This is a genomic window from Micromonospora sp. NPDC048871 (assembly GCF_043198155.1).
Classification (GTDB): domain Bacteria; phylum Actinomycetota; class Actinomycetes; order Mycobacteriales; family Micromonosporaceae; genus Micromonospora.
Genome location: NZ_JBICUM010000016.1, coordinates 42,895 through 56,426, shown reverse-complemented (window position 1 = coordinate 56,426; position 13,532 = coordinate 42,895). Strand labels below are relative to the sequence as shown.

Annotated in this window: 9 protein-coding genes; 6 read left to right on the top strand and 3 right to left on the bottom strand. The window is 70.7% G+C overall.

Features of this window, described 5'->3' with window-relative positions; all coding sequences use genetic code 11:
* Nucleotides 1-101: 101 nt before the first annotated feature.
* A complete protein-coding gene (locus ACGFIK_RS25325) occupies nt 102-2,678 on the bottom strand; it encodes a transketolase C-terminal domain-containing protein (RefSeq protein ID WP_327024648.1) in 2,577 nt (858 codons plus the stop codon).
* A gap of 71 nt (nt 2,679-2,749) precedes the next feature.
* A complete protein-coding gene (locus ACGFIK_RS25320; RefSeq protein WP_327024647.1) occupies nt 2,750-3,154 on the bottom strand; it encodes a secondary thiamine-phosphate synthase enzyme YjbQ in 405 nt (134 codons plus the stop codon).
* Nucleotides 3,155-3,398: 244 nt separating this feature from the next.
* Here ACGFIK_RS25320 and aceE point away from each other — a divergent pair, with 244 nt between their 5' ends.
* The 3 genes from aceE to ACGFIK_RS25305 all read left to right on the top strand — a co-directional run bounded on the left by aceE (nt 3,399) and on the right by ACGFIK_RS25305 (nt 8,702).
* Nucleotides 3,399-6,143 (top strand): pyruvate dehydrogenase (acetyl-transferring), homodimeric type, encoded by a 2,745-nt coding sequence (gene aceE / locus ACGFIK_RS25315; RefSeq protein ID WP_327024646.1) that lies wholly within the window; start codon nt 3,399-3,401, stop codon nt 6,141-6,143.
* Nucleotides 6,144-6,489: 346 nt separating this feature from the next.
* Nucleotides 6,490-7,779 carry a choice-of-anchor B family protein gene (locus ACGFIK_RS25310; protein ID WP_327024645.1) on the top strand — a complete coding sequence of 430 codons (1,290 nt, stop codon included), beginning with the start codon at nt 6,490-6,492 and terminating at the stop codon, nt 7,777-7,779.
* Complete coding sequence (locus tag ACGFIK_RS25305; RefSeq protein WP_327024644.1) at nt 7,776-8,702, top strand: hypothetical protein; 927 nt, start codon at nt 7,776-7,778, stop codon at nt 8,700-8,702. The genes ACGFIK_RS25310 and ACGFIK_RS25305 overlap by 4 nt, the downstream gene beginning before the upstream one ends.
* Nucleotides 8,703-8,791: 89 nt before the next feature.
* Here ACGFIK_RS25305 and ACGFIK_RS25300 read toward each other — a convergent pair whose 3' ends face one another.
* Entirely contained in the window at nt 8,792-9,238 is a 447-nt protein-coding gene (locus ACGFIK_RS25300; RefSeq protein ID WP_327024643.1) for an SRPBCC family protein, read from the bottom strand.
* A gap of 187 nt (nt 9,239-9,425) precedes the next feature.
* Between ACGFIK_RS25300 and ACGFIK_RS25295 the strand changes: the two genes are divergently transcribed.
* Genes ACGFIK_RS25295 through gltX form a run of 3 tightly spaced genes read left to right on the top strand, consistent with a single transcriptional unit; the run spans nt 9,426 to nt 13,468 of the window.
* Nucleotides 9,426-10,775: a GH1 family beta-glucosidase gene (locus ACGFIK_RS25295; protein ID WP_327024642.1), complete on the top strand. Its 1,350-nt coding sequence runs from the start codon at nt 9,426-9,428 to the stop codon at nt 10,773-10,775.
* The gene (locus ACGFIK_RS25290) at nt 10,772-12,043 is read left to right on the top strand and encodes an MFS transporter (RefSeq protein ID WP_327024641.1); all 1,272 of its coding nucleotides are present in this window, start codon (nt 10,772-10,774) and stop codon (nt 12,041-12,043) included. Before ACGFIK_RS25295 ends, ACGFIK_RS25290 begins: the two co-directional genes overlap by 4 nt.
* Before the next feature lie 15 nt (nt 12,044-12,058).
* Nucleotides 12,059-13,468 carry a glutamate--tRNA ligase gene (gltX, locus tag ACGFIK_RS25285; protein WP_393341627.1) on the top strand — a complete coding sequence of 470 codons (1,410 nt, stop codon included), beginning with the start codon at nt 12,059-12,061 and terminating at the stop codon, nt 13,466-13,468.
* Nucleotides 13,469-13,532 lie beyond the last annotated feature (64 nt).

Here is a 13,532-nt window from a genome sequence, read left to right as displayed (position 1 = left end):
CTCCTCATCTCGTCCAAGCTCACGGCACCCGGTCGGTGCCGTCAGGCAAGTCCACACAGTTGTGCCGTCCCGCGCAAGTGGCGCACCGGGTGGAACGAAATTTACCGTGCCAGCAGCGTACGGGCACCCTGGGTGATTGCTTCCTCGGAGACCAGGACCTGCCGGGCAGCCGGACCCAGAGGCACGAAAGAGTCAACGGCCGCCACTCGGCGTACGGCCCCGACATATCCGGCGTCGACCAGCGCGGCGATCACCCCTTCGCCGACCCCGCCGGAGCGCCGGGTCTCGTCCACCACCAGCACCCGCCCGGTGGCGGCGGCCTCCCGGATCAGGTCGGCCACCGGCAGCGGGGCAAGCCAGCGCAGATCCACCACCCGGCTGCCGATGCCCTCGTCCGCCAGGGCCGAGGCCACCCGCAGAGCCATCCGTACGCCGTTGCCGAAGGTCACGATGGTGAGGTCCTCGGCCGAGCCGACGCCGTACACCCGCGCCCGCCCGACCGGGACGTGCCCGGCCGCCCAGGTCCCCGGCTCGGCATAGCCGGCCAGCCACTCACCGTCACCGTCGCCGTAGAGGTCGCGGGCCTGGTAGAGGGCGATCGGCTCCAGGAACACGCAGACGCTGCCGTCCACCACCGCGCTGGCCAGGCAGGTACGCAGCATCGCCGCGGCGTCGTCCGGCCGGGCCGGCACGGCGACCACCAGTCCGGGTACGTCCCGCAGGAAGGCCACCGAGTTGTCGTTGTGGAAGTGCCCGCCCAGGCCCTCCTGGTACGCCAGGCCGGCCACCCGCACCACCATCGGGTTACGCAGCGCACCCTGGGAGAAGAACCCCATCGTGGCCGCCTCGCCGCGGACCTGGTCCTCGGCGCTGTGCAGGTACGCCAGATACTGGATCTCCGGCACCGGCAGCAGCCCGGCCAGTCCCGCGCCGAGCCCCAGACCGAGCACCGAGGTCTCGTCCAGCAGGGTGTCGAACACCCGGGCCGGACCGAACCGGTCACGCAACCGGCCGGTCACCCCGTACCGTCCGCCCTTGGCGGCGACGTCCTCGCCGAAGACGGCCATCTGGGGGTACGCCAGCAGCCCGTCGGTGAGGGCGGCGTTGATGCTCTGCGCGAGGGTCAGGGGGCCGGACAGCTCCGGCGGCTTGCCGCCGAAGGCCTCCAGGCGGGCCCCGGCACCCGGCCCGGCCGCGTACAGGCCCGCGTCGGCCACCGCCTGGGTCACCCGGACCGGACGGCGTGGGGCCAGCGGGGCTACCACCTCGGCCGCGCTGCCCAGTTTCGGCTCGTCGAGCACCTGTTCGGCCAGCCGACGGATCTGCCAGCCGATCTCGTCGTACCGGTCGAGCAGTTCGCCGCCACCGGCCAGGCCCGCCTCGACCAGCCGTCGCGCGGTGGCGACCACCGGGTCGGCGGCCAGGTCGGCGGCGATCTCCTCGGCGTCCCGGTACGCGCTCTCGGCCTCCGCCCCGACGTGGCCCAGCAGCCGGACGGTGCTCAGGTGCAGCACGGCCGGGCGGCGGTGTCGCCGTACCCAGGCCGCCGCCTCGCGCGCCGCCTGGTACGCCTCCACCAGGTCGGCACCGTCCGCGGCGAAGTAGCGGATCCCCGGCTTGGACCGCAGGGCGGTCGCCACCCAGCCCTGCGGGGATCGCAGGCTGCCGCCCAGGCCGTTGTCCTCGCAGACGAACAGCACCGGAATCCGCAGGCCGGTGTGGTCGTACCAGCCGGCGGTGTTGAACGCGGCCGTGGCGCTGGCATGGTTGATCGCGGCGTCGCCGAAGGAGCAGACCACGATCGCGTCCGGCGCCCAGGAGACCCGGAAACTCGGGTCGGCCTGCGCCGGGGCCCCTCGGGCGTCCAGTCGACGCAGCCGCTCCACCGCCAACCCCATGCCCACCGCCCGGGGCAGGTGCGAGGCCGCCGTGGAGGTGGTCGGCACCACGGCCAGGTCGGCACGGCCGAAGACCTTCTGCCGGCCACCGGCGATCGGATCCTGGCCGGAGGCCACCATCCCCCGCAGGGCGTCCCGCGCCGCCTCGAGGTACGCCGCCGCCACCGGCCGCCGCACCACAGCCAACCGAGCCCGACCGTCGCCCCCGTCATCGGTCGGGTCGGTGTCCAGCACTGTCGGCGAATCTCCGGCCGAGTCGGCCGGGTGGCCCGGGTCGGCTGAGTCGGACAGGTCACCCGGGTCGGTGGGATCGGGCGAATCGGCTCCGTCGGCCGAGTCGCCTCCGTCGGCCGGGTCGGTGGGGGCGGTCGGGGGTGTCGGCGTACCGTCCGGGTCGTCGTCGGCCGTCAGCAACACGGACCCGGCGGCGGGGTCGGCGGCCTGGGCGGCGCGGACGCAGTAGAAGGCGCCCGAGCGGTAGTGCAGCAGCGCCGGGTCGGTGGGGCGCAGGGCGGCCGCGACCGCGGCGTTGCCCTCGTGGCCCGCCGAGCTGATCGTGTGGTACCCCTCGCCGAAGCTGCGCAGCCAACGCCCGGCCAGGTCGAGCTGCCGGCTGGTGACCTGCGCGTCGAAGAGTTCCAGCAGTTGGGCGCCGGTCAAGGTCGCGCCCTCGGCCACCGGTCGGGCCGGGTCGGTACGGTGCCGCGGCGCGGTCAGCGCGGCCAGGGACTCCCGGAGTCGGTCGTCAAGATCCTGCGGGGTGGTCACGTCCGACAGCATTACCGACCGGAGCACACCTCGCCCACTCGAACCCCGCTCGGGTTCACCGGTCGACCCGATCGACGGATGCCTCAGCCCGGTAGGAAGGAGAACCGGACCTGGCGGGTGGTGTTGTCGCCGTTGGTGTCCACCAGGCAGATCGACTGCCAGGTGCCCAGGGCCAGCCGACCGTCGAGCACCGGCAGGGTCGCGTACGGGGCGATGAAGGCGGGCAGTACGTGATCGCGCCCGTGGCCCGGGGAGCCGTGCCGGTGCCGCCAGCGGTTGTCCGTGGGCAGCACCGCGTCCAGCGCGGTGAGCAGGTCGTCGTCCGAGCCGGCGCCGGTCTCGATGATGGCCAGCCCGGCGGTGGCGTGCGGCACGAACACGTGCAGCAGCCCGTCACCCTGTCCGGCGACGAACTGTTCCGCCTCGACGGTGATGTCCTGCACGGTGGGCCGGGAGCCGGTCCGGACGGTGATCACCTCACTACGCATGTCTCGCATTCTGCCGCAATCGGCCGACCGGCGCTCCCGCCGACGATGATCTTCGCCAACAGGTCGGATCGGCTGGTCAGCCGCTCGGGCCACAGCTCGGAGGCGGTAAGTCCGGAAACGACGACGTTACTGATGAGTACCTGTGTCGCGCGTCGCCCTTGACACGGGTGGACGTGACGGCACGTGCCGTGACGGGGCAGGATGGCGCTAGAGACCTATCCCACACACAACCGAGGGAACGCCTGTGGCTACGGAACGCAAGCGCCCGGTGATCACGGCCGGCCTGCCTAGCCAGCTTCCGGACATCGACCCCGAAGAGACCAGCGAGTGGGTCGAGTCGCTTGACGGTGTCATCGACGAGCGCGGCGCCAAGCGGGCCCGCTACGTGATGCTGCGTCTGCTGGAGCGCGCTCGTGAGCGCCAGGTCGGGGTGCCGTCGCTGACCACCACCGACTACATCAACACCATCCCGCCGGAGCGGGAACCGTGGTTCCCCGGCGACGAGCACGTCGAGCGGCGCATCCGTGCCTACGTGCGGTGGAACGCGGCGATGCTGGTGCACCGCGCCCAGCGGCCGGAGATCGGTGTCGGCGGCCACATCTCCACCTTCGCCAGCTCCGCCTCGCTGTACGAGGTGGGCTTCAACCACTTCTTCCGGGGCAAGAACCACCCGGGCGGCGGCGACCACATCTTCTACCAGGGTCACGCCTCCCCCGGCATGTACGCCCGGGCGTTCCTGGAGGGCCGGCTCAGCGAGAACCAGCTAGACGGCTTCCGGCAGGAGCTGTCGCACCCCGGCGGCGGCCTGCCGTCGTACCCGCACCCGCGGCTGATGCCGGACTTCTGGGAGTTCCCCACGGTGTCCATGGGTCTGGGTGGGCTGAACGCCATCTACCAGGCCCGGTTCAACCGGTACCTACAGCACCGGGGCATCAAGGACACCTCGGACCAGCACGTCTGGGCGTTCCTCGGCGACGGTGAGATGGACGAGCCGGAGACCCTCGGCGCGATCGGGGTGGCCGCCCGCGAGGAGCTGGACAACCTCACCTTCGTGATCAACTGCAACCTCCAGCGGCTGGACGGGCCGGTGCGGGGCAACGGCAAGGTGATGCAGGAGCTGGAGGCGTTCTTCCGGGGTGCCGGCTGGAACGTGATCAAGGTGGTCTGGGGCCGGGAGTGGGACCCACTGCTCGCCGCCGACACCGACGGTGCGCTGGTCAACCTCATGAACACCACTCCCGACGGTGACTACCAGACCTACAAGGCGGAGTCCGGGGCGTACGTGCGGGAGCACTTCTTCGGCCGTGACCCGCGTACCCGCAAGATGGTCGAGGGTCTCAGCGACGACGAGATCTGGAACCTCAAGCGGGGCGGGCACGACTACCGCAAGCTCTACGCGGCCTACAAGGCGGCCACGGAGCACACCGGTCAGCCGACCGTGATCCTGGCCAAGACGATCAAGGGCTGGACCCTCGGTTCGCACTTCGAGGGCCGCAACGCCACCCACCAGATGAAGAAGCTGACGCTGGAGGACCTGAAGACCTTCCGCGACCGGCTCTACCTGGACATCCCGGACTCGGCGCTGGAGGACAACCCCTACCTGCCGCCGTACTACCGTCCGGAGGAGAAGTCCGCCGAGATGCAGTACCTGCACGAGCGGCGTCAGCAGCTCGGCGGCTACCTGCCCTCGCGGCGTACCAAGGCCAAGTCCCTGCCGATCCCGGGCAGCGAGCGGTTCGCCGACATCAAGCGCGGTTCCGGCAAGCAGAAGGTCGCCACCACGATGGCCTTCGTCCGCCTGCTCAAGGACCTGATGAAGGACAAGCAGTTCGGCAAGCGCTGGGTGCCGATCATCCCGGACGAGGCGCGTACCTTCGGTCTGGACTCGATCTTCCCGACCGCGAAGATCTACTCGCCGCACGGTCAGCGGTACACCGCGGTCGACCGGGAGCTGTTCCTGTCGTACAAGGAGTCCACCGTCGGGCAGATCCTGCACGAGGGGATCAACGAGGCCGGTTCGGTCGCCTCCTTCACCGCCGCCGGCTCCTCGTACGCCACCCACGACGAGCCGATGATCCCGATGTACATCTTCTACTCGATGTTCGGGTTCCAGCGCACCGGTGACGGCTTCTGGGCCGCCGCCGACCAGATGGTGCGCGGTTTCGTGCTCGGGGCCACCGCCGGCCGCACCACCCTCAACGGTGAAGGCCTGCAACACGAGGACGGCCACTCCCACCTGCTCGCGGCCACCAACCCGGCGGTCGTGGCGTACGATCCGGCCTTCGCGTTCGAGATCGCGCACATCATGGAGAACGGCCTGCACCGCATGTACGGCGAGCAGCAGGAGAACATCTTCTACTACCTCACCGTCTACAACGAGCCGATCCAGCAGCCGGCCGAGCCGGAGGGGGTGGACGTCGAGGGCATCCTCAAGGGCATCTACCGCTACTCGGCCGCCCCGTCGCTGGAGGGGGACGCCCCTCGGGCGAACCTGCTGGCCTCCGGTACCGGCATGCAGTGGGCGCTCAAGGCGCAGCAACTGCTGGCCCAGGACTGGGGGGTGGCCGCGGACGTCTGGTCGGTGACCTCCTGGACCGAGCTGCGCCGCGACGCCATCCAGTGCGAGGAGTACAACCTCGTACACCCGGGCGCGGAGCAGCGGGTGCCGTACATCCAGCAGAAGCTGGCCGACACCGAGGGCCCGAAGGTCGCGGTCAGCGACTGGATGCGCGCGGTGCCGGACCTGATCTCCCGCTGGGTACCGGGTGACTGGACCTCCCTGGGCACGGACGGCTTCGGCCTGTCCGACACCCGCCACGCCCTGCGCCGACACTTCCACGTCGACGCCGAGTCGGTCACGGTCGCGACCCTGCGCCAGCTCGCCCTACGCGGAGCGGTACCGCCCCACGTACCGGCCGAGGCCGCCAAGAAGTACGCCATCGAGGACGTCAACGCCGCCCCCGTAGGCGAAACCGGCGGCGACACCTGACCCACCCAACCCACCCCGGGCCCGGCGCTCCGCGCCGGGCCCGCCCCTTTTCCCCAACCCACCCCGCTGAACCCCGTTGATCATGAGCTTGACGGCACCGTGAAGATCAACAACTGCCGCCAACCTCATGATCAACGGGGTTCAGCGGGGTGGGGGGTGTAGCCAGAGGGGGTGGTATGACGTAGGTGGTATTGAAGGTGGGTGTTGTCTGTAACACGGGTGATTCAGACTCATCGATAGGCGTTGCTCTCCTTGGGCAGGGGTCGGTCCGGTGGACATTCCGTCGCGCCGTCTCACCGTCGGCCCGGACGCCACCGACGCCTCGGCGCGACGGGAGGGAGTGCACATGCGAAGTGTCCGGATCGGCCTGGCTCTGGCCGTCGGCGCCCTGGTGGTGTCGATGGTGGGGCCGGGCTCACCCTCGGTAGCCCATGATCCCGCTACCCCCGCGGGGCGGGCCTCGGCTCAGGAGTTCATGGCCCAGCGTGAACCCACCCAGCAGATGGTCGCCGCCGCGGCGACCGCCTGCACCAACGGTCAGGCGGCGGGCTACCCCTGCCGCAACGTGGACCTGCTGTCCTTCATGCCGCTGGCCAACATCGGCGGCAGCCAGGCGAACGACATCTGGGGCTGGACGGACCCACAGACCCGCAAGGAGTACGCGCTGGTCGGCCGGCGCAACGGCACCTCCTTCGTGGACGTGTCCAACCCGAGCGCCCCGGTCTACCTGGGCAACCTGCCCGCGTACCAGAATCGCACCGCGGTGTGGCGGGACATCAAGGTCTACCGCGACCACGCGTACGTGGTGGCGGACGTCTCCGGGCACGGCATGCAGGTCTTCGACCTGACCCGGCTCCGGGGGGTGACGAGCCCGCAGACCTGGACGGCGGACGTCCACTACAGCCGCTTCGGCAACTCCCACAACATCGCGATCAACGAGCAGACCGGATACGCGTACGCGGTGGGCACCAACACCTGCAGCGGCGGCCTGCACATGGTCGACATCCGGACCCCGAAGTCCCCGGTCTCGGCGGGCTGCGTCAGCAACGACGGCTACACCCACGACACCCAGTGTGTCGTCTACCGGGGGCCGGACACCGCGTACACCGGTCGGGAGATCTGTGTCAGCTCCAACGAGGACACGGTGACCGTCGTCGACGTGACCAGCAAGTCCGCTCCCCGGCAGCTGGCCCGCATCGGCTACACCGGTCGGGCGTACACCCATCAGGGCTGGTTCACCGAGGACCAGCGGTACTTCCTGCTCGACGACGAGTTGGACGAGTCCCGGCGCGGGGTGACCACCCAGACCTACATCTGGGACCTGGCCGACCTGGACGCCCCCCGGCACATCGGCACCTACAGCGCGCCCAGCGGGGTCTCCGCCACCGACCACAACCAGTACGTCAAGGGCAGGTACAGCTACCAGGCCAACTACCGGGCCGGATTGCGCATCCTGGACCTGGCTAACGTGTCCAGCGGCCGGGCCACCGAGGCGGGTTACTTCGACATCTACCCGTCGAGCAACAGCGCGTCGATGAACGGCGCGTGGAGCGTGTACCCCTACTTCCCCAGCGGCATCGTGGTGGTCAGCGGCATCGAGCAGGGGCTGTTCGTGTTGCAGCCCCGGTTGTCGTGACCACGACCGATCAGCGGTCGGCGACCCTGGCCGAGATCGTGGACGGGGCGCCCCAGCCGGGGCGCCCCGGTCCCGGGGAGGCACCGGGGGGCCGGGTCGGCCGGTACGCCGCCGCCGTCCTGGTGCTGGGCCTGACCCTGGCGGTCGGCTTCTTCGCGGGCCGGGCCGGCGGTACTACCGGGCCGGCCCGGCCGGCGGCGGCCGGGGCCCTGGCCCACGCTGATCATGGGCCCGGCGGGCTGGAGGTCTCCCGGGACGGCTGGACCCTGACCGTGGACCAGGCGGAGCTGCGCGCCGGCAAGCCGGGTGAGCTGGTCTTCCGGATCACCGACTCGGCAGGTGGTGCGCTCACCGACTTCCAGGTGGTCCACGACCGGCCGCTGCACCTGATCCTGGTCGGCCGGGACCTCGGCGGATATCAGCACGTGCATCCGGAGATGTCGCCGGACGGCACCTGGCGGGTAGCGGTCACCCCGGCCGCCCCCGGCCCGTTACGGGCGATCGCCGACTTCTGGCCGGTCGGGGCGGCGGCGGGCACCACCCTCGGCATCGACCTGCCGGTTCCCGGTCGGTACGCCGCCGAGGAGCTTCCCCTGCCCGAGGAGACCGTGCTGGTGGACGGCTACACCATCACCCTGGACGGGGGCCTGCGGGCCGGCGAGTCCAACCAGGTGCTGGTCTGGCTGGGCCGTGACGGGCAGCCGGTCAACGACCTGCAACTGCACCTGGGGGCGTACGGGCATCTGGTGGCGCTGCGCCAGGGGGACCTGGCGTACCTGCATGTGCACCCGGCGGCGGCCAGCCAACCCAGCTCGGTGGTGGCCTTCGGGATCACCGTGCCCTCGGCGGGCACCTACCGGCTGTTCTTCGAGTTCCGACATCTCGACGAGGTACGGGTAGCCGCCTTCACCGTGGTCGTGTGAGTACCGGCCGCAAAGCGGTGGCGGCCCGGGTGCACCTGGCAGGGACACCGGGGCCGCCACCGTCGCGGGTGACGCCAGGACGTGGCCGGTCAGCCGACGGCGGCCAGGTCGGTCAGCCGGGCCAGCGAGTCCTCCAGGTCGGCGCCGACCCGACGCAGGCCGAGGCGCAGCAGGGCGGCTTTGACCGGACCGGCCGGCCAGCGTACGACGATCAGCCGCACGATGGTGCCGCCCGCCTCCTCGTCTGCGGTGAGCTGGACGTATATCTCGGTGCGCGCCTCCGCTCGGGCACCGGCGCCCTTCGCGCGTTCTCGCCAGCCGATCAGGGTCGGTTCCTGGTAGGCGATCACCTCGGCCTCATGCGCGGCACCCCGGCCGGCCTGGACCAACTGCCGCCGCCCGAAGCCCTCTCCGGAGAGGACCTCGGCCGCCCGGACCCCGGCCAACCAGGCGGGCAACTGCTCGGCCCGCTGCACCACATCCCAGACCGCTTCGACCGGCGCCGCCACGTGCGCGCTGCGTTCCACGAGGATCATTATCCGTCTTCCTCCAGTGAGGACATCCCACGATATCGGCACTCTATGCGTCAAATCGGACGTATGCGGACGTGTTCGCAAAAGACACGCCGAAAGGTATTGCTTTCCCATGCACGTCGACCTATAGACCCGCGCCCCGTCGAGCCCTAGAGTGCCGAACACGTTTCGCGTTTCTCCGGGAGGGCGCATGTCGACCGCAGCTATGCCCAGCTTCCCCACCGGCTTCCGCTGGGGGGTCTCCACATCGGCGTACCAGATCGAGGGCGCCGCCGGCACGGACGGACGCGGACCCTCCATCTGGGACACCTTCGCGGACACCCCGGGACGGATCGCCGACGGCAGCAGCGGCGAGATCGCCTGCGACCACTACCACCGGTACCCCGAGGACATCGCCCTGATGGCCGAGCTGGGGGTGAGCGCGTACCGGTTCTCGGTGGCCTGGCCCCGGGTGCAGCCCACCGGCAGCGGCGCGGTCAACCCCGCTGGACTGGACCTCTACGAGCGGCTGGTCGACGGGCTGCTCGACCGGGGCATCGACCCGGTAGCCACCCTGTTCCACTGGGACCTGCCGCAGGCCCTGGAGGACACCGGCGGGTGGCTGAACCGGGACACCGCCCACCGCTTCGCCGAGTACGCCGACCTGGTGGCCGAGCGTCTGGGCGACCGGGTCAGACTCTGGATCACCCTGAACGAGCCCTTCATCCACATGAGCCTGGGCTACGGCACGGGCGAGCACGCGCCCGGCCGGGCCCTGCTCTTCGACGCCTTTCCGGTGGCCCACCACCAACTGCTCGGCCACGGTCTGGCAGTAGCCGCCCTGCGCGCCCGGACCACCGCCCCGGTCGCCATCGCCAACAACTACTCCCCGGTACGCCCCGCCGGTGACACCCCGGCCGACCTGGCCGCCGTGGCCGCCTACGAGGCCCTGCACAACCGGCTGTTCACTGATCCCCTGCTCGGGCGCGGATACCCGACCGAACTGGGCTTCGACCAGAGCGCGGTCCGCGACGGGGACCTGACGGTGATCGCCGCCCCCCTGGACGTGCTGGGGGTCAACTACTACAACCCCACGGCGGTACGGGCAGCCGAGCCGGGATCACCCCTGCCCTTCGACCTGGTGCCGCTTCAGGGCTACCCGCGTACCGCCTTCGACTGGCCGGTGGCCCCGGAAGGGCTGCGCGAACTGCTCGGCTGGCTGCACGGTCGCTACGGCGCCGACCTGCCCCCGATCCAGATCACCGAGAACGGCTGCGCCTACGACGACCTGCCCGACGCCGACGGGCGGGTGCACGACCCGGACCGGATCGCCTACCTGGACTCCCACCTGCGGGCGGTACGCGCCGCGATCGACGACGGGGTAGAGGTCACCGGCTACTTCGTCTGGTCCCTGCTGGACAACTGGGAGTGGGCCGAGGGTTTCACCAAACGCTTCGGTCTGGTGCATGTCGACTACCCCACCCAGCGGCGTACCCCGAAGTCCTCGTACGCCTGGCTGCGTGAGGTGATCGCGGCCGCCGAGCGGACCCCCGCCCGGTGACCACCATCGACCCCACCCCGGCCTCGCTGCCGGCCGCCCTGGCGGAGCCGACCGTGCCGGTACGGCGGGGCTGGACCGCCCTGCTGTTCGCCGCGAACCTCGGCGTCTGGATGGCCTTCTTCACCCCCATCCAGGTGTTGCTGCCCCAGCAGATCGAGCAGATCACGCCGACCGACAAGGAGACCATGCTGGCGGTGGTCACCGGGCTGGGTGCGCTGGCCGCGGTGCTGGTCAACCCGCTGGCCGGAGCCCTGTCGGACCGGACCTGCCTGCGGATCGGCCGCCGGGAGTACGGTCGCCGACACGTCTGGACCCTCGGCGGTGCCCTGCTCGGGGCGTTGTCCCTGGTGCTGCTCGCCCAGGCGCAGACCATGCTCGGCGTGGTCGTCGGCTGGATCGCCGCGCAGACCTGCTTCAACGCGATGCTGGCCAGCCTGACCGCCGCCGTACCGGATCGGGTGCCGGTGGCCCAGCGGGGCGGGGTCTCCGGCTGGGTAGGCATCCCCCAGGCCCTCGGGTTGGTGCTCGGGGTGGTGCTGGTCACCGCCGTGGTCACCGGCAACGCCGCCGGCTATCTGGCGATCGCCGCCGCCGTGGTGCTGCTCGCGGTGCCGTTCACCCTGCGCACCACGGACGATCCCCTCCCGCGTACGCACCGACCGACGTTGCGAGGGCTGCTGGCCGGCATGTGGGTCTCGCCGCGCCAGCATCCCGACTTCGGTTGGGCCTGGATCACCCGGTTCCTGGTGCAGCTCGGCAACGCCCTGGGCACCCTCTACCTGCTGTACTTCCTCACCGACAAGGTGCGGCTGGCCGATCCCGACGGCGGCCTGCTGATCCTGATCCTGCTCTACACCGCCGGGCTGATGGCCACCACGGTGATCGCCGGGCGGCTGTCGGACCGCTCCGGCAAACGGAAGGTCTTCGTGATCGCCGCCGGGATGGTGATGGCGGTGGCGGCGCTGCTGCTGGCCGCCATGCCCACCTGGCCGATGGCCCTGGCCGCCGCCCCCCTGCTCGGTGCCGGTTACGGCGTGTACCTGTCGGTCGACGCCGCCCTGATCACCCAGGTGTTGCCGAAGGCCGCCGACCGGGCCAAGGACCTGGGGGTGGTCAACATCGCCAACTCCGCACCCCAGGTGCTCGGACCGGCCATCTCCGCCCCGATCGTGGTCTATCTGGGCGGCTACCCGGCCCTGTACGCGATCACGGCCGCGGTGACCGTCCTCGGCAGCGTGCTGGTGCTGAAGATCCGCTCGGTGCCCTGACGGTAGGCTGTCGTCGTGACGGTACGTGTGCGCTTCGCCCCATCCCCGACCGGTATGTTCCACGTCGGCGGTGCCCGCTCGGCACTGCAGAACTGGATCTACGCCAAGCAGCAGGGCGGGGTGTTCGTGCTGCGCATCGAGGACACCGACGCGGCCCGCAACAAGCCCGAGTGGACCGAGGGCATCCTGTCGGCCCTGGACTGGATCGGCATCTCCCGGGGCAGCTACGAGGGCCCCTACTTCCAGTCCGCGTACGCGCAGGAGCACCGCGCCGCCGCCGCCCGGCTGTACGAGTCCGGCCGGGCGTACTACTGCGACTGCACCCGGGACGCGGTGCAGGCCCGCACCGGCAACCAGTACACCGGCTACGACGGCTACTGCCGCGACCGGGACCTGGGGCCGGGTGAGGGCCGGGCCCTGCGGTTCCGCACCCCGGACGAGGGCACGACCGTGGTGGTCGACCTGATCCGGGGCGAGCCGACCTTCGAGAACAAGCTCATCGAGGACTTCGTCATCGCCCGTGGTGACGGCTCGCCGGTCTTCCTGCTGGCCAATGTCGTCGACGACATGACCATGGGGATCACCCATGTGATCCGGGCCGAGGAGCACCTGCCCAACACCCCCAAGCAGCAGCTGCTCTGGGATGCCCTCGGGGTCAAGCCGCCGATCTGGGCGCACGTCCCGGTGGTGGTCAACGAGAAGCGGCAGAAGCTGTCCAAGCGCCGCGACAAGGTGGCCCTGGAGGCGTACCGGGACGAGGGCTACCTCGCCGCCGCGATGCGCAACTACCTGATGCTGCTGGGTTGGGCCCCCTCCGGGGACCGGGAGATCGTGCCCTGGTCGGTGATCGAGGAGGAGTTCCGCCTGTCGGAGGTGAACCCCTCACCGGCCTTCTTCGACGAGAAGAAGCTGCGCGCCTTCAACGGCGAGTACATTCGGGCGCTGCCGGTCGAGGAGTTCATCGAGGCCTGCCGGCCGTGGCTGACCGGCACCGGCACGATCGCGCCGCCGCCCTGGCAGCCCGAGGAGTTCGACCCGGCCGTCTTCGCCGCGGTGGCCCCCCTGGCCCAGACCCGGATCGCGGTGCTCAGCGAGATCGTGCCGAATGTCGATTTCCTGTTCCTGGCCACCCCGATGATCGACGAGGCGGCCTGGACGAAGGCCATGAAGGAGGGCTCCGCGGAGTTGCTGGAGGCGAGCATCGCGGCCTTCGAGGCGGTCGACTCCTGGGACGCGGAAACCCTCAAGGCCACCTTGGAGGCCGTCGGTGCGGAACGCGGCCTCAAGCTGGGCAAAGCCCAGGCGCCGGTACGGGTGGCCGTCACCGGTCGCACGGTCGGTCTGCCGCTGTTCGAGTCCCTTGAGGTGCTGGGCGCCGAGCGCACCCTGACCCGGTTGCGGGCCGCCCGGTTGCGCCTGGTCTAGCCGGCACCGGCACCCCCCGGGTTGCCGGGACGGGTTATCCTGCCTGCATCACCGGCCACGGCAC

Bases quoted from the DNA above. Each gene is read 5' to 3' on its own strand.
- ACGFIK_RS25325 (WP_327024648.1), bottom strand. From the start codon at position 2,678: ATGCTGTCGGACGTGACCACCCCGCAGGATCTTGACGACCGACTCCGG.
- ACGFIK_RS25320 (WP_327024647.1), bottom strand. From the start codon at position 3,154: ATGCGTAGTGAGGTGATCACCGTCCGGACCGGCTCCCGGCCCACCGTG.
- ACGFIK_RS25310 (WP_327024645.1), top strand. From the start codon at position 6,490: ATGCGAAGTGTCCGGATCGGCCTGGCTCTGGCCGTCGGCGCCCTGGTG.
- ACGFIK_RS25300 (WP_327024643.1), bottom strand. From the start codon at position 9,238: ATGATCCTCGTGGAACGCAGCGCGCACGTGGCGGCGCCGGTCGAAGCG.
- ACGFIK_RS25295 (WP_327024642.1), top strand. From the start codon at position 9,426: ATGTCGACCGCAGCTATGCCCAGCTTCCCCACCGGCTTCCGCTGGGGG.